The sequence below is a fragment of the Thiomonas islandica genome (assembly GCF_055383445.1).
Map to the genome: position 1 here is coordinate 2,767,410 of NZ_AP042391.1, position 23,476 is coordinate 2,790,885.

Here is a 23,476-nt window from a genome sequence, read left to right on the forward strand (position 1 = left end):
TTGTTCACCACACCATCGCGCCCGTCAGGCCCAGGACGGACAGGAACTTGTTGCCCAGGACAATGAAGGCCACGCCCAGGACGACGTACAGGGCTTTTTTTGCGATGCCGCCAAGCTCTTCACCAAACGCCAGGGACCCTCCTGCGGCGAGGAAGGCGATCACACTGATGCCAGTGGCCACCGGCCCGGTCAAATCGTTTTGCAGGGTGGAGATGGCGCTGTCCCACGGCAGGCCACCCGCACCCGAGGCGAAGGCGTCGGCCATCGTGGTGGCGAATACAGCGGCGGCCAGAGCCATGCGGCGCGCGGCGGCGGCCCTGAGAGTCTTGGAAATCGGCTTCATCGGATGATCCTTTCGAGATGACATGCGCAACCCAGCGCACATACCTGGATTGCGCGTCGGGTTGCAGTAGGTGGCGATGGAGGGGCGCAGCGATCGACGCAGAGCGCTACTGGGCGACTCGCCGGATCTCGGCGATGGTGATCGGGCCCCAGTAACGACTGTCGAAGCTTTGGGCGGCGAGCGCCGGTGTCGCACCGCTGCCATAGATCCAGTACTGCCGGGGACCCAGCGTCAAGCTCCCGTACTGGTGCGGCAACCGCAGCCACGGATATTTGCCCGAGCGCAGCAGCTGGCCGCTGTTGGGCAATTCACGTCCGTTGATCCAGACACCACGCAGGTTCACCACGACGTGGTCGCCCGGTATGGCGGCCACCGTCTTCAACATCGGCATGCCACCGCCCGGGCAGTCGCCGGCCAGGTAGAACGGAAAAACGCGCGGCGTCACCCAAACGGGCGGGCAAAGCTCAACCCGTTCTCCGCGATGGATCGTCTCTCCATCCTTCAGAGCATGCAGCCGGTACCAGCCAAGGGGCTCGCTCTCGGTGAGGTTGAGCCGCCATCCGCTCCAGAAGGCAAGGTCTGCGGCGAGCACAGAGCCTGCCATCACGGCAAATGGCAACGCCAGGCGCCCCCAGTGCGCGGTGCGCCGCTGGCTAGCCCGGCGGCTCAACAGGCCATTCATCCGGCCAACCTGCTCGCTGGTGAACCGCCACAGAGTTTGCAGAAATGTTTGCATTACGCTAACATTGCCCCATGTACTCGATCGAATACAGCCGCGAAGCGTTCAAGAGCCTCAAGGCCATGCCACGCAATCTGGCGACGACGGTGCGCGAAAAGATCGAGCAGTTGGCGGCTGCGCCCCACGGCCCGAACAACAACGTGAAGAAGCTGCAGGGGCGCCCTGGCTACCGGTTGCGCGTCGGCGATTGGCGCGTGATTTACGAGATTCATGACGACCGCCTGGTGGTGATGATCCTGGCGGTTGCCCCACGAGGAGGTGTGTACCAATGAGCACGATTCAATTCATCGAACGCAACGGGAAGCGGGAATACGCCGTGGTTCCGATGGAGTTGTTTGTACGGCTCATGCGTGCCGCCGAGAGCCTGGATGACGTTGCCCTGTTCGATGCTGTGAAAGCTGCCGACGATGGATTCCGGGTGCCGGGCGCGGTCGCGCATGCCATCCTGGACGGGATCCATCCCGTCAAGGCTTGGCGCGAACACCGCGGATTCACCCAGGACGCCTTGGCCGAGAAGGCCGGCATCAGCAAGGCCTATCTCAGCCAGATCGAGACGGGCAAGCGGACGGGAGTGGCCAAGACTCTCAGAGCCCTCGCATCGGCGCTGGGCGTGACGCTCAACGAGCTGCAGCCCTGAGTGCCGCAGTGCGGCCTGCAGCATCCACCGCCCTCCCGCCGCCGACAGGTCGCGAGCACGCTCTCGCTGGTCGATGCGCCCGATGCGCAATGCGCCCCGAGCTGGGATCGGACGGACAAGGTCATGAGACATTGAGCACGCCCGTCATCGCAGTGCGTTCCATCCCACGCGTGAAGTAGTACCCCTGCCCATGGCGAATGCCGGCGGCCCGGACCCTTTCCAGGTCACCCGGCGATTCGATCCCTTCGGCGATCACCCGGGCGCCGACGCCTTCAAAAAGTTCTCGAAGATCCCGCAGGAATCGCGGATCGACACGCCGGGCAAGATGGGTCAGCGACATATCGAGCTTGGCAAACGCAGCGCGCACCTGCAGAGCGCGGCCGATGCCGTCATAGCCCGCTCCGACGTCGTCAATCGCCAGCGCAAAGCCGGCTTGCGTCAGTCGCGCAAAAGCGCACGCTGATGCTTCGTAAAAGTCCGCGGCGTGGAGTCCTGGGCGGATGTGCTCGGTCCACTCCACCACCAGCCGACCCCGGCCCGGGAGGGCCAGCAGACCTTCGACGATGGCGGGATCAAGGGCCTGGTGAGCATCCACGTTGACGAAAACGCGGACGGATGCCGGGATGTGGGCGCGAAAGAGATCGGCCATGCGGGCGTACCACGTCCGCCAGCCATCATCAGTCCAGCCCGGGCACCGATCGACACCGGCCAGCAGCTCGAACCCAAGAATCTCATCGCGGACCAGATCCACGATGGGCTCCAGCCGGAAGCCGGGACGCGTCATTGCCCTCTCCCGGTTGGGACTTTCTTCGGGTCGAACTTGATGCGCTCGGCCAGCGCTGGGTCCTGGTAGTACTTGATCTTCTTGCAGTAAATCGGGGCGAAGCCGGCGACGAACACGAGTTCGTCGTCCGGTGGCAGTCTCATGCATTCGTCGGCGGTCAGCAGCGGCCGCTGCACGATCTGTTCGTTGGTGTTGACGTTTTGCAGCACCACGGCCAGCCGGTTGCCCGAATACTGGCGCTGTGTGTGCGTGACCGTCGCCTGTCCGGCCATTTCAGAGAGTAGCTTGGCTGTCTCGACCTTGTTGGGCGCATAGGCCACGCGAATGTGACAGTTGCTGACGATCGACTCATCCTTGCCATAGGCGGCGTTCAGCTGCGTCAGATCCTGCACGATCAACAACGCTTTCAAGCCGTATCCGGCGATGAAGGCCAGGGCTTCCTGGAAGATTTCCAGCTTGCCAAGGCTGGGGAACTCATCGATCAAAAGCAGGAGCCGGTGCGGGAATCGGCTTTTGCTCGTGCCACCCATCTCAAAATCCATCCCCTCGGTCAGACGGCGCACCACCTGGCTGATGACCAGGCGCAGCAGCGGCTTGAGGCGATCCTTGTCGCTTGGCGGAACGACCAGGTAAAGGGATGTCTTCTGGGCCACGGCCTGACCGTCGGGATTTTTCCCGCCCATCAGGCTTTCCAGTGAGAAGTCCGAAACCCGGGTGTTCTCTGCGACGATCGGGTCGCGATACAGCGACAGGAAGGACAGCGCCGTGGACAGGACGCTGCCGGCCTCGTTGTCGGGTTTGTTCAGCCAGCTTTGCATGGCCTGGGCAACGGCCAACCATCCCGCCCGGCGCGCGTCGTGCTCTTCCTGCCGTTCGGCCAACCTGCCCTTCTCGAGCATCTCGTGTGCGATGTCCCGGATGTAGCCAATCACCGCCCTGGCACCTTCGACGACGCCGCCGTCTTTGCTGCCCTCGCTCTGCGCCTGAGATTGGGCCTGAGCTTGAGCCTTGCTCTGGGCCTCCTCCCGGAAAATCCCCCCATCCGAGAGGATGCCCAGCACGGTCGCCATGCACCGGTCGACCTTGCTCTGGCCCTGCGGCGGCTCGCACAGTAGAACGAACAGCACCACGCCAACCATGAGATCGAAACCGGTCTTGGCCCAGTGGTCCTTCAGGCCTTCGCCGTTGGGGTCGACGATCATGGTGGCGATGTTCTGCACATCTTTGACCATGTTGCCATCGAGCCGGATCTCCTGCAGTGGGTTGAACCGCGCCGAATCGGTGCTCGTCGGATCAAATTTGAGGGTTCTCTGTCCAAGAATCTTGTGGCGAAACCCGCTGGTCAGCGCCCAGTTCTCGCCCTTGATGTCGAGCACCAGCACCGACTCGTCCCAGGACAGCAGGGTCGGGATGACGATCCCCACACCTTTGCCGGACCGGGTCGGGGCGAACACCATCATGTGTTCAGGCCCCTTGTGGCGCAGGTACTGCACCTTGCCCTTGTGCTCCCAGGCCCCGAACAGCACCCCGCCTTTGTTCTTGTCGGTCGGCAGGATGCCGGCCTCGAGCACCTCATTTGGCAGCGCCCAGTGGGCCGAGCCGTGGAGATCATTGCGCTCGCTTTCGGCTTTGCGCGTGCGCCGGAAAGCCAAAGCCACCGGCAGCACAAGCGAGAAGAAGCCGCCGACACCCATGATGATGTGGGCGCGCTCAAAGATCGACATCACCGCCATGCCGTAATCCGGACTGTTGTACTTCCAGGTCCAGATCAAGATGTCGAATGGGAAGTAAATCATCGGGGCAATGGGCTTGCCCAGTGCAGCGGTGAAGCCCAGTGCCCAGGCGGCATACTCGGTCGCAGCCCAGCAGGACAGCAGCACGATCATGGTGAACAGCCCGAGCGCCGTCCAAACGAAGCGCGTGATGTCTTTCTGAGCCTTGGGGATGTGGTATAGGTCACCTGTCGGTGAAGTCATGGCTTCCATTCCTTAAGATCGAAAGTAGCCCGTGCGTGGGCCATGCGGCGTGCGCCCCGGAAAAGGAACCCTGCTGTGGGCAGGAAAGGAATCCGGCCGCACGCTGCGGCTGTTATTTGCGCCACCTGCCGCTGGGCGCGATGGGCGTCAGCGTCCCAGATCCGCGGACCGACGCGTGGACTGGCGCTGGGGCGAGCGAACCGAGCGTTCAGTCCAGTCGCTGCGCCGGCCGTCGCCGGCATCGAGATGGCGATCCTCATCCACGCGCGCGCTGATGTCTTTTTGTTGCGCGGGCTCAGCCTTCGCCACGACGAGAGATCGGCTGTCCATCACGCGCTGCACGTCGCCTGCGGGGATCCCGACATACCGCGCGTAGTCGTACCCGGATGGGTCGATATGCAGAGTCTGCCGATCCTGAGCGGTGACCTGGATGACGCAGCGCGCGTCGCCCTCGTCAATGCCGCCCTTGCCGGCCAGCCAGGGCTGGGGGGCAAAGAAGTCGGCGGTGAACCGGTCATAGTCCGGCTGGGACAGTTTTACGCCATCCACGACACGCACCTTGGTCGCCTCTGCGCTCTCGCGCAGCGCCGTCAGGCTCTCGCAGAGATCCTCGGCGTTGTTGACCTTGCGGCAGAACACGCTGACGGTCGGCGCTTCAGATTGCTGTGCAGCAATCTCTGACTGGGCTGAGTCCTGCACTCGCTCTTTCCGCATCCCGGAGACGACGACCTTATCCGATGCGTTGTAAATGCGCGTTTGCAAGCCTTCGCTCAGATCGACATGGACCTTGCCGTCGCGCCTGAAGCGCACTTCATCGACACGGGACACAGAGACGGGATTCCTTCGACTGAGGCTGCGTTCGACGATGACATCGCCGGGTTGCAGCTGATCCGCCTGCTTCTCATGCCACTTCTCTTGCTGATCCCGATCGATTTGCAGGCTTTGTTCTTTGGCAAGCACATAGTCCACCGCCTTGCTGGCTTCTGCCGCAGCCCGGAAGATTTCGTTCTTGTCCTGCTTGAGTACCTTGATCCAGGACTGGATGTACGCCTTGTGTTGCTCTTCGTCATGGGGGATGCCGGTCTCGGCGGCGATGTAAGCGCTGAACAGCTCGGCGCGCAGCTCCTCCTTGGCATACCCTTCAGAGCCGAAGCGGTGGCCGCCCGTGATGCCCTCGCGGTTCAGGCGATGCGCCGCACCGGTCGCATGGCCGATCTCATGCAGCGCCGTGCCGTAGTACCCCTCGACCGACTTGAAGGACTCGCGCGGCGGCAGGGACACTTCGTCGCGTTTTGGCGAGTAGAAGGCATGCTCCGGATGGGTGGCAAAGCGCAGACCATCTTCCCGCATCGCCGCCATCAACTGCTCGGCACGCTCGACGACCGGAATCTTGACGACCTTGTTGTCGGGCGTCTTCAGCGGCTCAATTTTCAGCCCAGCGCACTGCTCGACGTTGAACACCGTGTAGACACGGCACACAACGGAATCGAGCTGGCTGTGGGCTGCGCTCCAGTCCAGTTCCCTCCCGTTATGGCGCACCGTCAAATCGGACGCCTTGACGGCCAGGGTGGATGCCTTGTCGGTGGGCATGCCCACATGCACCACACCTTTGCCTTCGTCGAACACCTTGACGCGCATGTTGTTGAGGCTGATCTCGACGTCGCGGCGAACCCAGAATGGCTGGTCTTTCCAGACTTCAATCGGGTGACCTTTTTCGCCTTGCTTGACCCGGCCGCCAAGCTCGTTGATCTGCTTGATCGTGCCAAAACGTGGGTCGGCATACGCCCGGTCCATCTGGGCCAGTTGCAAAAGCAAGCGGTTGCTGCCCTTGTAGGGTTTGCCGGTGGCCATGTTTCGCGGCAAACCATGTTCCAGGCTTTCCCAGGGGCGCTCCCACGGGATTTGGCCACGCTCGAGGGACTGGACCATGCGGTCCGTGATTTCCTGCCGCAGATCACGCTGTTTCTTTTCGGCAGCAGCCTGCTGCTTGAGATCGTCAGCCATGTTGCACCTCGTCTTCAGGTTGATCGTCGAATACCGCGCCAAACTCGCGCTCGGCGTGGTCGCGACTGGCAGCCAGGATTTCAACGAAGACGTCGGACTCCATGGCGTCGGGAATCAAGGGTTGGGTTTGCATCGTGGTTCTCCTGGTTCACATTCCGCGCCCCATATCGCGCGAACGGGGAAGACTGCGCCGGGAAAGGGCGGGCGCGGGCGCCTCGATCTGCCGCTCCTCGATCTGCCGTTCTACGGCGGCCTCCTCCTTGTGTTCTGTGGTCTGTTGCTCGAGGACCTTCTCGCGCTCGCGTTTTTCCATCTCCTCATCGATGTTCCGGGTGCGAAGCTGCTGCTGCCTCTCGCGCTCGTCCTCGGCGCGCGCTTGCATCCGGTCGTAGGCCAGCTGGCCTAGCTCGGTCAGCTTGTCCTGTGCATCGATGAGAGCCGGCCGCTCCGGATCTTCGAGCAAGGCCTTTTGCTCGGGAGTCAATGGATGCCCCTGCCCCGCAGCCGCAAGGGCGTCCCAGCCCTGTGGCGTGAGGCGCGACAGGACAGATTCAGCAGCCAGAAACGGCTGGTCGACCGGATAGGTAGCCGCCTGCGCCCGGAACGCTTCCAGGCTCGACGGACGGGCGATGCTGCCCAGCGACCCGGCTGACCCACTCATCGCAGTGGCGGCTAGTGCGTGCTCGGCTTCATCGGCTTGCAGCGCAGTCAGTCGGCCCTGCTCCCATGCCTTGCGAAGATCCTCGTTCTGGATCTTCAGGCCCATGCGGCCTGCGATTTCCGCCGCACGCCGCTGGAATTCACGGCTGCCCGTCAACACCAGTCCTTTATCCATGTCGTACTTCTGCTCGGCCAGGCGCAAAGCCGCCTCGATCTCCCGATCGTCCATCTTGTAGAGATCGACGCGCTCACCGCGGTCTGACATCACCCGCTCGCCGTCACGCGCGTAGTGGATGGCCTTGCCGTCAGGGCTGTCCTCGATCTCATGCGTGAGCCCTTCCAGCACCGCAGGCTCGACGCGGGCAGCCCGCTTGCCTTTGACCGCTTCCGGGGTCTGAGCCCGCGCCAGCTCCTCTTGCAGCATCCGCGCCGCCACGGGATCATTCGCAGCCCGATCCTCCAGGAAATTTCGGTAGCTGGGCACGTCGGGAAGCTCGGACTGCAGGCTTCTGCGCTCCGACATCTGTCGCTTTTGCATCGCTTCGACGGCCTTGGCCACCTCGATCGCAATGAGCGAGCGCTGGTGTTCTTCGGCCATGCCGCTGAGTTCGCGCATCTTGTCGGCGCGCAGTTGTTCCAGCGACCCAAACAGTGCCTCGCGCTGTTCCCGGTGTTTGGCATCAAGGTCATACTGGGCCTTCGCCCGCTGTGCACGCACGGGATCTGCCAGAGCCGCGTACTCGCGCAGGAGGCGCTCTTCGGGAGTTTCGGGCAGCCCTTGATCATCAGGCTGCCCAGTTCGATCTTCTGCGGCGCTGCGTGCATCGACGGGCTGCGCCTCGGGCGTTGCCTCAGGCGATTGGACCGGTTCGCTGTGCAGCGTGTCTTTGATCTGCGCGTCGAGATTTGCAGGCGTTTCGATATCTGCAGGCGTTTTGTTATTCATGGATTGCTCCTGGTGGTTGGTGAGAGAGACTTGCGGTTGCGCGGTGCCTTGCTGCTGCGCCTGTTGCCCGGCCAAACCGGGCTTGTGGCGGCCAGCAATGTGCGGGAAGCGCCGCTCCAGCTGCCTGGCATCCAGCGTCGCGGCCATCGTCTTGAGGATGGCTTCGGATCCGCTGTCGCGGAGCTGGTCGCGGGCGTCGTAACCGGGTGGTGTGATACCCCCCTGCTTTTCAGGGAGGGCGATGCGCGTGCGCGCGCCGCCCAGCATGCGGGCAGCCCGCACGGCATAGGCCTGTCCCTTGAACTGCGCCTTCTCGCCGTCGTTGTCGGCGTAAATAACGGCACGCCCCTGCAGCTTGTCGTGCAGGCTGCGGGCCACGTCTGGCAGGTTCTGCGCTGACAAGGCCGCGATCACCGGTAGTCCGGTGGCCTGATGGATGGCCAGTGCGGTGCCGATGCCCTCGCAGAGCACCACTTGATCGGCCTTGCACGCCGCCTCATAGGCGCGCAAGGGTGCCTCGACATCGGAGCCGACAATTGGGATGATGGCAAACGCGCCTTTGGTCGGCGTGCCGGAGACGAATCGCTTGTCGGCCGACTGCCCGGGCTCCGCCCATGTGATGCGCTGCATGCCAACCCAGCACGGCTCGCCGGCGGCGTCGATAGCCATCATGGGCACCAGCAGTTGCGCCCTGCCCTGGCGCAGTCCGGCCGGATCGAGCATCGGTACCTGCAGGTAGGGAAAGTCCTTGGGCTCGTGGGAGTTCTCCCATCGCTGGATCGCCTCCTCAACGGCCATCGCCTGGCGTTCAGCCTGCTGCCTGCGCCATGCCTCGCGCTGCATTTCAATCCGTGCCGTCTCTTCCGGCGTCAGTTCGCGCGTCAGTTCGGGCCTGAACTTGATCGGCTTGCCGTCGGCCTTGAAGTTGGTGACCCAGCCGGTTCCGTCGGGCCGCAGCAGATAGCCTGCGTCGTTCTTGCCTGACGGCAGATCACCAACGTCGGCGCGATGAATGCGCCCATCGGCTTGCAGCCGATCGGGATCAATGTTGACCCCCTGCAGTCTGGCAAACGCCAGGAACTGCTCCATGATCTGATCGTTCTGATGCACACGCCCTCCGTGTGATGCGCTCGCGCGAAGCGGCCTCAACTGGATTCGGTGGGGTGTTGCATCAGGTGCGATTTGCGGTCAGCTTCCACACTTGACGCTGGTAAGCCGCAGCTCCAGCGTCTTCCGCGATCTTTTCCGGGAAGAATTGATGGCGCTCGCACAGGTCGAAAAGCAGTTGCACGTCGGCCAGGGTGGAGTAGCTCAGGAAGACTTGCCAAGGACTGGAAGGACTGAACGATGGCTGAAAAATTCACGCGCTACGACACGGCGGACTACCTGAAGTCCGACGAAGATATGGTCGCCTACCTGGATGCATGCATCAAAGACGACCCCGGCGACGGCAGCCTCATCCGCGTTGCGCTGGGCACGATTGCCCGCGCCCGGGGCATGAGCCAACTCGCACGCGACACGGGCATTTCACGCGAGGGGCTTTACCAGGCGTTGTCTGCCGAAGGCAACCCGGAGTTCTCCACGGTGATGAAAGTGATCCGAGCGCTCAAGCTCAGGCTGCATGCAGAGTCAGTGCCTGGTTGACGGTTACCACTGTCCCTGGTCGGCCAGTGAAGCCAGTTGCGTTGCTCAAGCAACCCTCTCGACATGAAACCCGCCACCAGCTGACCAGCCGCGAACCTGCGAGACTTCCTCGACCCGCCGCCCCTCGCTGGTGCGTTTGATCGACACAACCACGTTGACGGCTTCGGCGATCAACTCCGGGTTTGGCGGCACACCAGCTTCCTGGATGAGCTGCCCGATGCGGATCAGCGCGGCGCTGGCGTCGTTGGCATGCACCGTGCCGACCCCGCCAGGGTGACCGGTGTTCCAGGCTTTGAGCAGGGCCAAGGCGCTGCCGTCTCGCACCTCGCCCACCACAATACGGTCTGGGCGCAAGCGCATGGTTGCGCGCAGCAGCCTGGTCATGTCGGTGTTGTCGCTGGTGCGCAAGAACACCACGTTTTCGGCTTTGACTTGCAGCTCGCGCGTGTCTTCGATGACCACGATGCGGTGATCGGCGTCGGCCTTGGCGACGCTATCAAGAATGGCGTTGGCTAGCGTCGTCTTGCCAGTGCCAGTGCCGCCGCACACGAGCACATTCCTGCGCGCCGCCACCGCAGATTCAATGGCCCGGCGCTGGTCATCGGACATGATGCCCTTTGCGACATAGTCATCCAGCGCGAACACCAGCAGGGCCTTTTTGCGCAACGCAAAGCTGGCGCGCTCGACGAGCGGCGGAATCAACGCCTCGAACCGGCTGCCGTCCAGCGGCAGCTCACATTCGAGAATTGGATGGTCTGGCGTGACCACGGTGTCCAACATGGCGGCGACCGTATTCACAATCGTCAGCGCACGCACAGGCTCGATGGTGGCGACGCGCTGCATGCCAGCCCCGAGTCGGTCGATCCAGAGCGACCCGTCGGGATTGAGCATGATCTCGACCACCTGAGGATCACCCAGGGGATCGAGGATTTCGCTGCCCATGGCTCGGCGCAGAGCTTCGCTCTGGCGGTCGTGGACTTGCCGCGCGCCGCTCATTCGTCGCTGGCCTCGCTCACCGCACCAGCGGCGTTTCCCTCGCCGCCAGCCTTGTCCGATGCGGTCAGGTCGATCGGCTTCACGCCTCGCCCTGCCATCTCGAACAGGTCATCTTGACTGGCCAGGCGTGTATTTGCCTTGGCCGCGTCCATCATGGATCGGACCAGCCCGGTGGCCGCGCCGCTTTGGGTATACGCGCGAACCAGATACTCCTTCTCGCCGAAGTTCACGACGTAGAGCTTCGGTGGAATCTGCTTTGTGACCTTGGTCATTAAAACTCCTGCAATGGATCGGGGCAAGGCGCCCACACCTGGATTGGGTTGCAAGTTGCAGGAGGTGCGACAAGGGCAGCTTTGAAAAGCTCTGGCAGCGCTGCAAGGCCCGTGCCCTGGCTGCGTATCAAGCCGACTGTGCCAAGACCGCCAAGAAGCCCGATCCGGCATTCCTGGACGGGCTGCACTTCCACGATCTGCGCCACGAGGCCACGTCGCGCCTGTTTGAGAAGGGGCTGGGCATCATGGAGGTAGCCAGCATGACGGGGCACAAGAGCTTGTCCATGCTCAAGCGCTACACGCACGTCGAGGCGGAGAAGCTGGCAAAGAAGCTGGGATAATGCCCGCATGGGAACACTTCTACGTGTCGACGGCTGGCAAATCATGATCTACACCCACGATCACCGCCCAGCCCATGTGCATGTGCATGCGGTCTCACCCAACGGGCGTGCGAAATTTCTGCTGAACTGCACCGATGGCCCTGCGGTGGCCAATCCACCGGCCGTCAGAACATCCGCCTGCGCAGCTTGTTGCTCGGCATGAACGACGCCGAGATTAAAAGCAAAACCGAAGAAATTGCCGCCTTCACCGAGCTGGGCGACTACCTCGACCTGCCCTTGCGCACCTACTCCAGTGGCATGCGCATGCGCCTGGCGTTTGCCATTTCCACGGCAGTAGATGCAGACATCTTGCTGCTCGACGAAGTGCTGGGAGTCGGTGACGCGAGCTTTCAGGAAAAAGCGAGCAAACGCCTACAAGACCTGCACAACAGGGCGGACATCGTGGTTCTCGCCATCCATTCCAGCGATACCATTCGCAAGACGTGCAATAAGGTGCTGTGGATGGAGCGTGGCAAGGTGAAGATGTTTGGCAAGGTTGACGACGTGGTGACCGCCTACGACAAAACACACGCACCCACCGGCGCGCCGAGCGCGTCGTAAGCGCTCAGCGAATCCGGCCTTCGCCGAGCGAAAGCGCCAGTTGCGGGCGCGCCGCTAACAGGCCGTTGAAAAATCCCCCGCAGCTGCTGCGGCAGGCGTTACGCTATATTAGCCTTGAAGATCGTGTGCCGCGGGCACACCCGTTGCGCAAGTTTCGAGCCGTGGTCGATGCGTTGCTGGCGACGATGAGCAGCCAGTTCGAGGCGGTGTATGCCCGCTGCGGTCGCCCCTCAGTGCCGCCGCAGATGCTGCTCAAGGCCCCGCCGCTGCAGATCCTGTTCTCCATTCGCAGCGAGCGGCTGCTGGTCGAAGCGATCAACTACAACCTGCTGTACCGCTGGTTTGTCGGCCTGAACAGCAAACAGGCCGCAATGGCCTTCGAAATCGCTTCGCAGACGCGCCAAGGTGGCTCGCGTCTTCAAAATCAGCGGCGGCAGGACGTTTGATGAGCACTTTTTCAACGGCCTGTTATTGGGTGCCCTGCGTCGTCGAGACGTTGGTTGCGCTTGTAGCGCTCGCACCCGAAGCCTGCTTGATGCCAGCCACTCGATCGCGAAGCGGAGCATGAATGAGTGCATTGGACACTGTTTGCGTAAGGCGCATTGGATTGTGACCGGCCGTTTGGAGCGCGGTCAGGACGAGCGGGAGAAGGCGTTTCCCTTTCACGAACTCAAATTGCACACCATTGGCCAACATGTCCACGGCCGATGGCAAATTCTCCATCTTGCGCAAGGCCGTGTCCTTCAGGTTGCTTCGCTTCTGTGCGAATTCGGCCGCAAACGCCGCGCCATTCGCAGCAATCACGGCTCCCACGAGAGCTTCGGCATCGGGGAGGGGTATGCCGTAAACAGCGGAAATGTGCGCTGGACGGCAAAACGTGTGTTCGATGTCGGTGAACGGTGTGACGAACACATCAGTGCGCTCAGGCAGCTTCTTCGATTCATTCGTTATCCACCAATTCTTTTCGTCATCCGTCATCCCATCACCGTCTCGGTGGATAAGTACGTGCGTGTCCACCGCCTGACGCGTAAAGTAGTCAGCGATAGGCACAGCGGCCGCGAGGTTGTTAACCCCATGAAGCGGCTGAAGAAAATACTCGTCCTCAGCCAAACCATTTGCCGCAAGGAAGACTCGAAGCTTGGCCGTCTTGGTGTCTTCTGTCAGCAACACAATCTTTTTCTGGCCGGCATGTAGTAGTTCGAAGCTGTCCAGCGCGCCTAAGTCCAGCAGCACCGAAAGGTTCGTCTTATCAGCTGCTTCTTGCTTCGTGCCGGCTTTAAGCCAGACGATCTGCGTTTTCTCGTCCTGTGCCAGGGCGTCAAACATGTGTCTACTGTGCGTTGCGAGGATAACCTTGGTGCTGCCCGACTCCGTAATCTTCTGGAGCGTCAGGGCCAGCATCCTCTGGTTCGAGGGGTGCAGATGCGCATCTGGTTCGTCCAGTAGAAGAAGTGCGGGGTTATATGCAGTGACGTATGCCACCAGCTGGATTGCCTGGAGTGCACCCGTGCCGACCATCTCCAGCGGAACAGTTCGGCCATCCTGTTCGACAGATATGTCAATATAGAGATGCGTATCTGGATCAAAGGATGAGGAGATGGTCAGGCCTGGGAAGATTGATGCGATCATCTCGTGGAATCGGGTGAGCTTCGTTTGGTCCTGGCAGATCCGAAACAGGACATTGCGAAGGTAGACGTTGGAGTCTCCCTGCGCGATACCGTTCGCAACGATCGACGGCGTTCTTAGCTCTTCCCGCAGCGGGACCCCGGCAAGTCCGGGGACAAACACTGAGAGAGGCTCTGTTCGGTTTGCAGCTCGAATGAAGAACGTGCTTTTAGCGTCGAACGTGATCGCAATATTCGCGTTCTTTCCTCGCCTGAGTTTCAAGCTAAAGGTCTGGTGATCCGCCGAGCCGGCATCCGTGTACGTGAAAGTAAATTCAGGGCCATTTTTTGACGTGATGGGCGTCGCATTATTCAGGCGGATGAGATCGCCGGTCGGTTTATAGATGAACTGGTCGAAGCCAAGCGTGTTGATGGGCTTGCCCCCTTCTGCGGACAGCCTCGCTGACTGAAGAACAGTGATCGCGAAGTGGATTCCCTGCAACAGCGAGGACTTGCCCGAATTGTTTCCGCCGACCAGCACCGTCAATGTAGGGGTGAGCAACTCGATCTTTTCGAGTTTTTTGAATGATCGAACTTCAACTGCCTGCAACTCCATGTTTAACTCCTCCGTGTATGAATCGATTTTGACACCGGTCGGCGCGCCTTTTCACCGACATCAGGTCGACCCTGAACGCCTGCGGCGTGTCGGTTCTGCCGCCTGATACGCCGCCTACTTGAATGACCGGTCATGGCTCAGTAGTGAACCGCCCCGACTTTCGTGGAGGCCAGTTGGTTTAAGTCAGGCCACAGTGGTGACATGACTGGCTTGCTGCCTCCAGTAGTTTGCCTCAGCTTCTGCCGCAGGGATATATCCCAGGGGTTCCATCAAGCGATGATGGTTGAACCAGGCCACCCATTCCAGGGTCGCCAGCTCGACGGATTCCTTGGTTTTCCAGGGGGCCGACGGTGAATCAATTCCGCCTTGTACAGCCCGTTGATCGTATGCGTCCAGCGAACCCATCTTGACACCTGACGCGAAGGTCAGGTGCTGAGTAACCGTTAACCAGCCGGCGTTCTTGCCTACACGACCGTCTTGTGCAAATCCGATCGCAGCGGCTGGCGCTTCGGGGTGCGTTTGGGGGATGCGCGACGCTCCTGCTCGGCGGCGCGGTCCTCGGCTTGCTCCTCGTGCTGCAGCAGCGCCTGCGTCTTGGCGTCGAAGAGCTGGCCCTGGGTGTCCAGCGCTTGGCTCGATTGGCCGAAGCGCCATTGTTTGAGGCGTGCCAGCTCGAAGCTCAGCGCCGCAATCTTGGTCTGCTGGAACTTCAGATCGGCCTGCATCTGGGCAATGACCGTGCGCGCGTACTGTGCCGCCGGCTCGTCGCCCAGGGACTGGAGTTTGAAGTTGTCGATGGCGCTGACCATGCCGAATTCTCTCGCGCACGCGCGCGCGCGAGAATTGCGAGTTCTCCCAATCGACAAACACCTGGGGGTCACACCACGGCAATGGCGCTGGCCGTGGCGTGCGCGCTCATGCGCTGCCACGGCAGCCCGGCGGCCAGCCAACTCCATTGCTCGGCACTCAGGTGCAGGGTTGCACCCTCCTCCTGCGGCCAGACAAACCGACCTTCTTGCAGCCGACGCGTGCACAGCCAGAGTCCCGCGCCATCAAAGACGAGCACCTTCAGCCGTGTGGCGCGGCGGTTGGCAAACACGTAGGCGTGGTGTGGCTGGGCTGATCCAAACCGGGCAACGACCTGGCCGAGCAGGCTGTCGATGCCGCCGCGCAGATCGCTGCTGCCCACGGCCAGCCAGATGGCTTCGATGCGCAGCATGGCTTACCCCAGCCAGGCGCGCAGCCACTGTGCATACTCGGCACCATGGGCCACGGGCCAGTCGATGTGCGCCTGCCGGTTTCCTGTCACGCAGGTGATGCGGGCGTGTCCGGGCTGGGGACTCCCATCTGCCGCCGCTGCAGGGGTGGGGTTGCATTGGGCACGCACGAAGGTGCTGCGCCGTGGTGGCAGGGCCAGACCTGCGAGTTGGGCGCGCCAGCGCGGTGCGTGCGACAGCCAGCCGCGTATCTGCCCGTAGCGGATGCCCTTGCTCTGCGCAAAAGCCTCGGCGCTCACGCCGCTGGCTTTGAGTTCATCAACGAGGGCCAGGATCTCCCGAATCCTCTCCGCACTGAGCTTGTCTGTTCGCATGGGGTCTCCGAAAAAACCCAAGCTTCGCTCAGCCACGATTCATTGAAAAGATGGGTTCACCGGCCGCTTACCGACAACAGACGGTGAACGCCTTTTCAGGGTAAAAGATCACCGCCCCATTCCTAGCTCCCGCTTGCGCTGTCGCTCGATCGAGGCCATGAAACCGCCGAGGTCGGCGGCCACACCGTCGCCACGGCGGGTGACGACTCGATCCACGACTTCGGCAATCAGCGCGCGCCCATCGGCTCCCTGGCGCGTGGCGCGGTCGTGTGCCGCGATGAACGCTTTGACCGGCCCGCTGCTGCGGTCGCCGTCCAGCCATCGCCCGATGGCTTGCTCCATCGTCCGGATGGCCTGCTCGCGCGGGGTGTCTCTGAGCGCCTGTATTTTGGGCATTGCGGCCCGATCAAGTGCAGGCGCGGCTTGTCTCGGGGCAGGTGCTGGTTTATCCACAAGTTCTGGGGACAAGTCGCTGGCCTTCTCCGTTTCCTTGGTTGCCCGCCTGGGCATCCTCTCGCCTTGCATCCGCGCCCGCTCGTCGGCCACGACGTGCTGCAAATCCGCATCCACCACCTCGATGCCCAGCCGAACCGCCTGCCGCGCCGCCCGCTCCCTGAACTCACTGCTGCCGGTGATATCCACCTTGCCGCCGAACTTCTGCGCGGCCATGCGCAGGGCAGCTTCCAGGCTGTCGTCGCTCTTGTCGTGCATGACAATGCGCGGGCCGGTGTCGGTGAACCTCTCGCGTCCGTCTGCTCCCCGGTAGATCACCAGCTGCCGCTTGGGGTCGATCTGCGCATCCAGCGCCGCCACGGTGAGCTTGCGCAGCGGATCGAGTTCTTCGCCCTCGATGCCGTCCTGCTGCGGGTACTTCTTGCTCTTGCGCTGCTCGCGGTAACGGATGCCGCGCAGCGCGGCCTTGGCCGCCTCGTCGCCCTGCTCGGCCTGATGCTCAAGCCAGGCGCGCCAGTCCAACGATCGACGGACCTCAACAGCCTGTGCACGCCGTTCCGCCGCGTGGCGTTTTTGCAGCTCCTCGCGGCGCAACGCCGCACGATAGGCAAAAAGTGACTGCGACACCTTGAAGGGAACGCCATCCGCCTTGTCTTTTGCAATGGCCAATTTCCTTTCCTCGCGCAACTCGGCCTGCAGCTGCCTGCGCTCCTCCTGATGGCGCTCGCGCATGCCCAACCGCATCTGCGTGCGCAACTGCCTCCATCGCTTCTGTTCTACCTCGAAGCGCTTGGCCAACTCTTGCCTGGCTCGTGCGCGCTCCTCGCGACGCGCGGCCCTTTTGGCGTCCGTCGCGGATTTTCCAGCATGTTGGTACTCGGATCTCGTCTTTGCTGATTCAATGTGATCCTGATAGGAATACACCGCTTGCCCGGCAAGAGCCGATGGCGGACGGTAGGGCCCGAGTTTCTTTTCCAGGGCGGCCTTGCTGGCCCAGCGGCCCAGCTGCGACGCTTTCGCAGCGACGACCTGGCCATCGGCCAGGGTCGATGTGACCACCAGGCCGGAGCCTTTGGGCTGGATTTGCAGTCCGTGCTTGGCTATTGCCTGGTGAACGCTTTCCCAGGTTGCTCCAGGTTGATGGATTGCTTCACGCAAATCCTTGGCCGGCTGTCCGGCGATCCAGGTGTGAAAGGGCTCCGCGCCAATTTTTTCTGACACCGCGATCATTTGTCGCGTCAGATTCGGCCGCCTGATCTCATCTTCCTTCCACAGCCCCATCTTCACCGCGATGTCCCGGCGCATGATCTGCGGTTTACCCGGGTTCGGTTCCGTCACAACATAGGCGCCGGCATCGTGGCTCCACCCCTGATCGAGCTCGACCTCGCGCGCGAGCCTGTGCAGCAATGCGTAATCGAACCGCGGCGGCCCCGTCACGATGCCCATCTCGGGGTGCACTTTGTTGACGATCATGTGCAGATGATCGTTGTCGGTATCGCGATGAATCGCCCAGAACGCCTCGTTTTCTCCCATGCCGAGGCCTTTCATGAAGTGATGAACCGCCTTTTCGCACTGCTCCCGCGTGGGATGCTCTCCTTCAGGCCAGCTGATGCTGACGTGGTAAACAGGGTTGCCCTGGAATCGCACGGACCGACTGGATGTCGCCGTCATCGCCTGGGCAAGCCAGAGCCGCTGCTCTTCTGTATCCAGATCGAAGTCGATGTTGACGCAACCCATGTCTTCTTCTGGAACCGGGGCGAGCCCTTGGGCCTTGGAGTCCAGATCGTCGCGAGCGGCGTATTGGATCGGCTCGACAAATACACCTTTAGTCGATCCGCTCTTTGAAAGCTTGATGACGTGTGGGATCACACCCCATCCTCCGGCGGATCGATGGAGGGCCGCGTGCGACCATGTTCAATCCGGTCGGCAATACTGACCAACTTCTCATACCCGGCCCAGTAGCGCTTTTTCTCGTCTGTCGTCCAGTTCGAGTTCTTCGGATAGTGGTGCCTGAGCATGCCCGCGATCTTGCGGATTTCGCCCACAGCTGTCGTGTCGGCTTTCGTCAGGATCTTCCGCCCCATCGCGCATCTGCGGACGAATTCACTGGCACTGAGATCGCATGCCTTTGCTAACTCGCGCACCCTGCGGTAATCGTCAGGATCCCATCGGAACGCGACGAGCTTCTTTCTGTTGGGTGTCTTCTTGCCCATAACCAGATTCGGTATCTGGTTGCCTGAGGTCGATCACCGTCCAGTCCGTCGCCGATCGGTTTCTGACGGGTTTTGATCGTCACGCAACCACGATCGATCACAAATCGATCGGTGGGCGCGTGGTCATTCCCGTGCAGGATAAGAGTTGTATATACATCGACCCTGCTGGCGCATGGTCTCTGTATAACAACCCCCCTGGTCAGGCTCCGCCCGACACCCGAAAACCACTGCCGGCGATCGACGATGCATCGCCGACGAACGATGGCGCATCCGCGCCGTGCAGGGGTTCTCCGCGGTTCCCTTGTCGCACCTCCTGCAACCTCCTCCCTAATCCAGGTGTGGGATCGCTGCCGATCCGGATCCGCTCGGAGGTTTCATGGAAGGACAAGACAAGGCCGGCAAGACGCAGGATTTTGACCGGGACGCTGCTCTCAAGGGGATGGAGCGCTTTGACGAGTTGCTGCACCGCGCCGCGCGCAACGCCCGGGCCGCCCAGGAGGCGGAGTCCGCGCGTTCGTTCGCAACGCGCGCCGTTGCCGCGCGTGAGGCCAGCATTCGCAATGCCATCGCGGCAGGCATTTCAGCCCGCAGCCTGGAAAACGCCCTGTCCGATGCACTTCCCGACATCCCGCGCGCGGACTTGCACTTCGCCATGCAGAAGTTGCTGGAGAAGCTCCAGGGCCGGACGACCGAACGGCCCAAGCCTGTGCCGAACAAGAACAAGAGCACGACTCCGGCGAAGGAACCTGCAAAGACGCGGCAAACGTCATCCCGCCCAGATGCACCGCATCGAATGGCAGTAAGTGCGGATCTGCCGCCATGGGCAGACGGATCGGACAAGCGTGCGGACGAGTCCGACGAGGACTACCGGCTACGCAAGGAAATCGAAGGGCCTCCCGAGGCCAAACGCAAATTCATCGGCGAACACAACACCTGAAGGGGAACCGCATGCTCAAGACTTTCATCATCGATGGCGACAAGGGCGGGGTCGGCAAGAGCCTGGCTGCGCGTGCCCTGGTCCACCACTACCTGGCTCAGCCAGAAGCGGAACGCCCGCGGGTCGTCGTCTACGACGCCGATCTGTCCAACCCGGACGTGTGTGGCGACGGCGGCTTGAAAAGCGGCAACGGCATCATGGGGACGGCCATGCTCGATCTGTCGACTGAGAACGGCTGGATCGACTTTGGCACGCGGGTGGCGGCCCTCACCACGGCAGCTGAGAAGGCCGATTACCGCATCATCGTCAACATGCCGGCCCAGATCGGCACCCGCGCCTTCGACGGCTCGATCCACATCGTCAACGAAGTGCTGCGCGAGGCGAATGCAATTCCGGTCTGGCTGCTCAGCCGCACCCAGGAAAGCATCCGGGCGCTGGCCTACCGCCTGCGCAATATGCCAGCCCGGTACGAGGCCGGCCTGATCGTCAAAAACCTGTTTTTTGGTCCGACGGACAAATTCGCCCTTTGGGCTGCCGATGCGCTGCGGCAGCAACTCATCGAGGAAGGCGCCTGGGTTGAAACCGAGATGCCGGAACTCAACGATCAGCTGGCGGTGATGATCGGCCGCAGACCCTTCCACGAAGTTCTGAAAGATGGCATCGATGGGCGCGCGCTGCAGTTCGGCTATCGCCTGGCGCTGGAATCCTGGCTGAAGCGCGCGGGCAGCGCCATGGCAAAGATTGAAGAGCTCGGGTGCTGAGATGGCCTACAGCAATTCTGAGCAGATCTTCATTGATGTGCTGGGGCGCACACCCACCGAGCCCGAGTGGAAGGAAATTCACGCGCTGCTGGGCACCGCAACCAGGGCTGGATTCGAGATTGACGACGCGTCCAACGCGGCGCATGTGGCCTTGCTGGCCTGGGGCTGGGCCCGCGGCGTCGGTCGTGCCGATGTACTGGCACTGCTGCGGGGCGGGCTGCAGGACATCGACACCGCCCTCGATGATGTGCGCAGGGACATGGGCGAAGCAATCAAGGGCCTGCAGGATTCTTTGAACGCCGTCGTGGAGCGGACGTCGCGCTCCAGTCCCACCTGCTCCGCGCCGCAGATCAATCCAGAAGAACTGGCCGCAGCACTTGGGCCGTTCATCCATGCGCCTGCCCAAGTGACACAGCACTATGACATTGGAGATTCCATCAAGGATGCTCTGCACAAGACCTTTAAATGGACATGGGTCGCTGGAGCGATCGCCATTGGTCTGTTCGTTTCCGTGTTCTGGACAAGGATGTACATCCAGGACACTCGTCAGATTGCTGATCTGACCGCGGCGAATGCTGCGCTGGCTCAGCAGATGAAGGATCTGCAGTCGAAGCCAATGGGTGCGGCGCACGGATCCGGGCACGGGCGGCCATGAGTGCCCATGCCGTTGGGCGGCACCCGGCAATCCTGGCCAGACCGCCGCGCCTGCTGCTGCTCATTGCTCTTGGCACCATCCCAGGCTTGGCGTGGATCCTTGGCGGGGCGGGCTCAATAGGGCCGATGTCTTCCATTCTCCTGGTGGCCGCCGTCGCCGCCGGGCGCAACCCCGTCGAACGCCTGGCGGTCGCCCTGGGTTACTACGCCACCGGCTGCTGGCCCATCGTCGGCGCGGTCGTCGGTTACTGGGGATCCGGATATGCAGGCGTTGGGTTTTTGGCATGGGTCGCATGCAGCGTAGCTCTGGCCGCGCCGTGGGCCCTTGCAAGCCACAGGCCCGGCCTGCTCTTTGCGCTGGCCGCCACGGCGTTGCCGCCACTGGGCGTCATCGGCTGGCTCTCACCCCTCAATGCCGCCGGCATGCTGTTTCCAGGCATGGGCTGGACCGGCCTTGCACTCGCCATCGGCACCATGCTCGCCATGCACACCGCAGTGTCTGCGCTGACCAGACAAGGACGCCCCGGCTTGCCCGCCGGCATCTCCCGGTCGATCTTGCTGATCGCGGCGATCGTGGCAATCGGCGCGAATGTCCTCGCGTTGCCAGCATCTACGCCGCCTGGCTGGGTTGGCATCCAGACACACATCGTCCCCAGCAAGGGAAATATCCTCCGCGCCATCCAGAACAACCAGTCCATCATTGATGCTGGGCTGGCCCGGGGCAAGGGGGCCCGGATCGTGATTTTCCCGGAGGCCGTTCTGGAGAATTGGCTGTCTGGCACGCGTCAGCAGTTCGCCGAGGCTGTGCCGCATGGGCAGCTCTGGCTCCTCGGCGCTCAAGCAGGGAAAAGTGATGCGGTCGTCGCCGTCACTCATGGTCGGGCCGCGGCCATGCCGCTGACCAAAGCAGCGGGTCTACTGCTGGGCGGCGACTGGCAACCCTGGAGTCATGGCACGCTGCGACCGGCTTGGTGGCAACACGTGTTCAGTCTGGAAGGGGAGCGCGTCTGGGCCGCGCTGTGCGTCGAGCAGGTGCAACCCTGGACATGGATTGAGGCGCTGTGGCAAAAGCCGGAGATCATCCTGGCCATGTCCAACGACTGGTGGGCGCCGCCAGACAGTGCTGCACCGGGCATTCAAGAAGCCAGCACCAAGGCGTGGGCGCGGCTTATGGGCGCGCCGGTTGTTTGGGCGGTGAATCGGTGATCGCCAAGTGGCTCACCGTTTCCTGCTATCAAGAATGCGCGCAATCATGCACACGGTTCCTTTCCTGCCCCGACGTGTCTTGCTGACCACATTCGTCTCTGACAGGCGTGACTTTCCCGACTACGGTAGAGACCTTCTCTGCCGCAGTGCCGCCGTTGCCGGACGGACTCGCCACGGGTAGGGCCGTTGCGGTGGCCAACCGTTTGAGGTTGAGCGCAGCGTTGTGGTCCCGGTCATGGTGACTGCCACATTGCGGGCATGTCCATTCCCGGTCCCTTAACGTCAGCGCTTCGTTTTTCCAGTCACAGACCGAACACAGGCGGCTGCTCGGATGCCAACGGTCAGCAATGACCAATCGGGTGCCATAGCGTTTTGCCTTGTATTCCATCTGCGAGCGGAACATGCCAAAGCCCACGTCGCTGATGGCACGGGCGGTTCAGTTCGGTAACCCGGAATCTGGGCGAGGCAGTCGATACCGCCGGCCGGGCGACCGGGCACTCCGAGTTTCGGGACGATCGCGCCGGCTGCGCGGAGAAACAGCGGAGCCAGAAGCGTGCTCAGCGATGCGGGGCCGCCCGTGGACGCCACGTCGGCGACAATCGCGCCGTCGACTGACAGGCGTTCGCCCGAGGCCGCCAGAATCGTTGCGAGCTTGGCCGCGACGGCAGCGTCGCTCGGGAATTGCGACGCGACGGCTGCAATCGCCGAGCGGATATCGTCGTCCGAAGGGTTTCGGAGAAGCGCTGAAAGAAACCGATCATCGGTCTTCGGAGCATCCATGGTCGGTTCCTCAGAAGGCTACTGAACGCTCAACGAGGTGTCGCTTGATGACTTCCGCTTGCGTCCGGGAAAAGAGTGGCGGAAGCGCGTTTCCGATCATCTCGGCGGCGGCATACTTGCCTCGGCGCAGCGAGAAGACATAACCAGGCGGAAAACTCTGCAGGATCGCCGCCTCGCGAAGCGTGATGGCACGATCTTCTGCAGGGTGCAGGAACCGTCCCTTCGAGGGGTTGATGCAGCCGCCGGTGATAGTGGGTGCGACATCGTCCCATTTCATCCGACCGTAGACGTCGTAGAACCCATCCTGCTCTTCATGGCACTTGAGAATCAGCCCGGCGGACAGTGCCGTCCTGCTGCCGCCGTCCTTCGTGCTGGCGCGTCTGCTCGATCGCGTCCTGCTGCCGCGCCTGGACTCCCCGACGCGCGCGGCATGGTCCGGCCGGGTCGTGCAGTTGGATCTGGACGATCTCGGATTGCGGCTGCGCATGCGGCTCGATGCCCGCGGCTTCGGGGTGGCGCCTGCGGGCGCCTCCCCCGCGGTGACCGTGCGCAGCACGAGCGCGGCGCTCTGGCGCCTGGTGCGTGGGGTCGACGACGCGGATCGTTTGTTTTTCGAACGCGCCCTGGTGATGGAGGGCGACACGGAATTCGGGCTGCTGTTGAAAAACACCCTCGATGCCATCGGGCCGCTGTGGCGCTGAGCATCGGGATCTCGTGAA

25 protein-coding genes and 5 pseudogenes are annotated in these 23,476 nt (G+C 62.4%); 11 read left to right on the forward strand and 19 right to left on the reverse strand.

Annotated elements, in window-relative coordinates; translation table 11 throughout:
• Positions 1 to 4 precede the first annotated feature (4 nt).
• Together ACZ47F_RS13350 and ACZ47F_RS13355 are read right to left on the reverse strand one after the other, a co-directional pair.
• A complete protein-coding gene (locus ACZ47F_RS13350) occupies positions 5 to 343 on the reverse strand; it encodes a TrbC/VirB2 family type IV secretion system protein (protein WP_464925166.1) in 339 nt (112 codons plus the stop codon).
• Between the two features lie 106 nt (positions 344 to 449).
• Complete coding sequence (locus ACZ47F_RS13355) at positions 450 to 1,079, reverse strand: S26 family signal peptidase (protein ID WP_464925167.1); 630 nt, start codon at positions 1,077 to 1,079, stop codon at positions 450 to 452.
• Positions 1,080 to 1,096: 17 nt separating this feature from the next.
• Here ACZ47F_RS13355 and ACZ47F_RS13360 point away from each other — a divergent pair, with 17 nt between their 5' ends.
• Positions 1,097 to 1,354: a type II toxin-antitoxin system RelE family toxin gene (locus tag ACZ47F_RS13360; RefSeq protein WP_464925168.1), complete on the forward strand. Its 258-nt coding sequence runs from the start codon at positions 1,097 to 1,099 to the stop codon at positions 1,352 to 1,354.
• On the forward strand, positions 1,351 to 1,719 hold the full coding sequence (locus ACZ47F_RS13365) for a helix-turn-helix domain-containing protein (protein WP_464925169.1): 369 nt from the start codon (positions 1,351 to 1,353) through the stop codon (positions 1,717 to 1,719). Before ACZ47F_RS13360 ends, ACZ47F_RS13365 begins: the two co-directional genes overlap by 4 nt.
• A 121-nt stretch (positions 1,720 to 1,840) precedes the next feature.
• Here ACZ47F_RS13365 and ACZ47F_RS13370 read toward each other — a convergent pair whose 3' ends face one another.
• From ACZ47F_RS13370 to ACZ47F_RS13390, 5 genes are all read right to left on the reverse strand, one after another.
• The gene (locus tag ACZ47F_RS13370) at positions 1,841 to 2,503 is read right to left on the reverse strand and encodes an EAL domain-containing protein (RefSeq protein WP_464925170.1); all 663 of its coding nucleotides are present in this window, start codon (positions 2,501 to 2,503) and stop codon (positions 1,841 to 1,843) included.
• Complete coding sequence (locus ACZ47F_RS13375) at positions 2,500 to 4,479, reverse strand: type IV secretory system conjugative DNA transfer family protein (protein ID WP_464925171.1); 1,980 nt, start codon at positions 4,477 to 4,479, stop codon at positions 2,500 to 2,502. The genes ACZ47F_RS13370 and ACZ47F_RS13375 overlap by 4 nt, the downstream gene beginning before the upstream one ends.
• Positions 4,480 to 4,626: 147 nt before the next feature.
• A complete protein-coding gene (locus ACZ47F_RS13380) occupies positions 4,627 to 6,483 on the reverse strand; it encodes an ArdC family protein (RefSeq protein ID WP_464925172.1) in 1,857 nt (618 codons plus the stop codon).
• Positions 6,476 to 6,616, reverse strand: a complete 141-nt coding sequence (locus ACZ47F_RS13385; RefSeq protein ID WP_464925173.1) for a hypothetical protein — start codon at positions 6,614 to 6,616, stop codon at positions 6,476 to 6,478. Before ACZ47F_RS13385 ends, ACZ47F_RS13380 begins: the two co-directional genes overlap by 8 nt.
• A 15-nt stretch (positions 6,617 to 6,631) precedes the next feature.
• On the reverse strand, positions 6,632 to 9,199 hold the full coding sequence (locus tag ACZ47F_RS13390; protein ID WP_464925174.1) for an LPD7 domain-containing protein: 2,568 nt from the start codon (positions 9,197 to 9,199) through the stop codon (positions 6,632 to 6,634).
• A gap of 237 nt (positions 9,200 to 9,436) precedes the next feature.
• On the opposite strand from ACZ47F_RS13390, the gene ACZ47F_RS13395 reads away from it, so the two are divergent.
• On the forward strand, positions 9,437 to 9,733 hold the full coding sequence (locus tag ACZ47F_RS13395) for an addiction module antidote protein (RefSeq protein ID WP_464925175.1): 297 nt from the start codon (positions 9,437 to 9,439) through the stop codon (positions 9,731 to 9,733).
• Between the two features lie 45 nt (positions 9,734 to 9,778).
• Here ACZ47F_RS13395 and trbB read toward each other — a convergent pair whose 3' ends face one another.
• Together trbB and ACZ47F_RS13405 are read right to left on the reverse strand one after the other, a co-directional pair.
• Complete coding sequence (gene trbB, locus ACZ47F_RS13400) at positions 9,779 to 10,675, reverse strand: P-type conjugative transfer ATPase TrbB (RefSeq protein WP_464925176.1); 897 nt, start codon at positions 10,673 to 10,675, stop codon at positions 9,779 to 9,781.
• 50 nt (positions 10,676 to 10,725) lie between these two features.
• Positions 10,726 to 11,001: a hypothetical protein gene (locus ACZ47F_RS13405; RefSeq protein ID WP_464925177.1), complete on the reverse strand. Its 276-nt coding sequence runs from the start codon at positions 10,999 to 11,001 to the stop codon at positions 10,726 to 10,728.
• A 179-nt stretch (positions 11,002 to 11,180) separates the two neighbouring features.
• Between ACZ47F_RS13405 and ACZ47F_RS13410 the strand changes: the two are divergent.
• From ACZ47F_RS13410 to ACZ47F_RS13420, 3 pseudogenes are all read left to right on the forward strand, one after another.
• A pseudogene (locus ACZ47F_RS13410) lies at positions 11,181 to 11,342 on the forward strand (tyrosine-type recombinase/integrase); the annotation flags it as partial.
• Positions 11,343 to 11,495: 153 nt separating this feature from the next.
• Positions 11,496 to 11,942, forward strand: a pseudogene (locus ACZ47F_RS13415) (ABC transporter ATP-binding protein); the annotation flags it as partial.
• Between the two features lie 65 nt (positions 11,943 to 12,007).
• Positions 12,008 to 12,346, forward strand: a pseudogene (locus ACZ47F_RS13420) (transposase); the annotation flags it as partial.
• Positions 12,347 to 12,410: 64 nt separating this feature from the next.
• Here the strand turns inward: ACZ47F_RS13420 and ACZ47F_RS13425 are convergent.
• From ACZ47F_RS13425 to ACZ47F_RS13455, 7 genes and pseudogenes are all read right to left on the reverse strand, one after another.
• The gene (locus tag ACZ47F_RS13425; protein WP_464925178.1) at positions 12,411 to 14,162 is read right to left on the reverse strand and encodes an AAA family ATPase; all 1,752 of its coding nucleotides are present in this window, start codon (positions 14,160 to 14,162) and stop codon (positions 12,411 to 12,413) included.
• 183 nt (positions 14,163 to 14,345) lie between these two features.
• Positions 14,346 to 14,548, reverse strand: a pseudogene (locus tag ACZ47F_RS13430) (IS3 family transposase); the annotation flags it as partial.
• Between the two features lie 96 nt (positions 14,549 to 14,644).
• Positions 14,645 to 14,971: pseudogene (locus ACZ47F_RS13435) on the reverse strand (transposase domain-containing protein); the annotation flags it as partial.
• 68 nt (positions 14,972 to 15,039) lie between these two features.
• Complete coding sequence (tnpB, locus tag ACZ47F_RS13440; protein ID WP_464925179.1) at positions 15,040 to 15,381, reverse strand: IS66 family insertion sequence element accessory protein TnpB; 342 nt, start codon at positions 15,379 to 15,381, stop codon at positions 15,040 to 15,042.
• Positions 15,382 to 15,384: 3 nt separating this feature from the next.
• Positions 15,385 to 15,753: an IS66 family insertion sequence element accessory protein TnpB gene (locus ACZ47F_RS13445; RefSeq protein WP_464925180.1), complete on the reverse strand. Its 369-nt coding sequence runs from the start codon at positions 15,751 to 15,753 to the stop codon at positions 15,385 to 15,387.
• A 108-nt stretch (positions 15,754 to 15,861) separates the two neighbouring features.
• Positions 15,862 to 18,075 (reverse strand): TraI/MobA(P) family conjugative relaxase, encoded by a 2,214-nt coding sequence (gene traI, locus ACZ47F_RS13450; protein WP_464925181.1) that lies wholly within the window; start codon positions 18,073 to 18,075, stop codon positions 15,862 to 15,864.
• A complete protein-coding gene (locus tag ACZ47F_RS13455; RefSeq protein ID WP_464925182.1) occupies positions 18,072 to 18,419 on the reverse strand; it encodes a plasmid mobilization protein in 348 nt (115 codons plus the stop codon). The genes traI and ACZ47F_RS13455 overlap by 4 nt, the downstream gene beginning before the upstream one ends.
• A gap of 376 nt (positions 18,420 to 18,795) precedes the next feature.
• Here ACZ47F_RS13455 and ACZ47F_RS13460 point away from each other — a divergent pair, with 376 nt between their 5' ends.
• The 4 genes from ACZ47F_RS13460 to ACZ47F_RS13475 all read left to right on the forward strand — a co-directional run bounded on the left by ACZ47F_RS13460 (position 18,796) and on the right by ACZ47F_RS13475 (position 21,977).
• Positions 18,796 to 19,356, forward strand: coding sequence for a hypothetical protein (locus ACZ47F_RS13460; RefSeq protein ID WP_464925183.1), 561 nt, complete (start codon positions 18,796 to 18,798; stop codon positions 19,354 to 19,356).
• 11 nt (positions 19,357 to 19,367) lie between these two features.
• Positions 19,368 to 20,117 (forward strand): hypothetical protein, encoded by a 750-nt coding sequence (locus ACZ47F_RS13465; protein WP_464925184.1) that lies wholly within the window; start codon positions 19,368 to 19,370, stop codon positions 20,115 to 20,117.
• A gap of 1 nt (position 20,118) precedes the next feature.
• A complete protein-coding gene (locus ACZ47F_RS13470; RefSeq protein ID WP_464925185.1) occupies positions 20,119 to 20,772 on the forward strand; it encodes a hypothetical protein in 654 nt (217 codons plus the stop codon).
• A 125-nt stretch (positions 20,773 to 20,897) separates the two neighbouring features.
• Positions 20,898 to 21,977: a carbon-nitrogen hydrolase family protein gene (locus ACZ47F_RS13475; RefSeq protein ID WP_464925186.1), complete on the forward strand. Its 1,080-nt coding sequence runs from the start codon at positions 20,898 to 20,900 to the stop codon at positions 21,975 to 21,977.
• A gap of 28 nt (positions 21,978 to 22,005) precedes the next feature.
• On the opposite strand, the gene ACZ47F_RS13480 is transcribed toward ACZ47F_RS13475, so the two are convergent.
• From ACZ47F_RS13480 to ACZ47F_RS13490, 3 genes are read right to left on the reverse strand one after another with little or no spacing between them, the layout of a single operon-like run.
• Complete coding sequence (locus ACZ47F_RS13480) at positions 22,006 to 22,365, reverse strand: zinc ribbon domain-containing protein (protein WP_464926649.1); 360 nt, start codon at positions 22,363 to 22,365, stop codon at positions 22,006 to 22,008.
• The gene (locus ACZ47F_RS13485; RefSeq protein WP_464926658.1) at positions 22,260 to 22,757 is read right to left on the reverse strand and encodes a hypothetical protein; all 498 of its coding nucleotides are present in this window, start codon (positions 22,755 to 22,757) and stop codon (positions 22,260 to 22,262) included. Before ACZ47F_RS13485 ends, ACZ47F_RS13480 begins: the two co-directional genes overlap by 106 nt.
• A 10-nt stretch (positions 22,758 to 22,767) precedes the next feature.
• Positions 22,768 to 23,034 (reverse strand): DNA cytosine methyltransferase, encoded by a 267-nt coding sequence (locus tag ACZ47F_RS13490; protein WP_464925187.1) that lies wholly within the window; start codon positions 23,032 to 23,034, stop codon positions 22,768 to 22,770.
• 43 nt (positions 23,035 to 23,077) lie between these two features.
• On the opposite strand from ACZ47F_RS13490, the gene ubiT reads away from it, so the two are divergent.
• Entirely contained in the window at positions 23,078 to 23,458 is a 381-nt protein-coding gene (gene ubiT, locus ACZ47F_RS13495; RefSeq protein WP_464925188.1) for a ubiquinone anaerobic biosynthesis accessory factor UbiT, read from the forward strand.
• Positions 23,459 to 23,476: the final 18 nt, after the last annotated feature.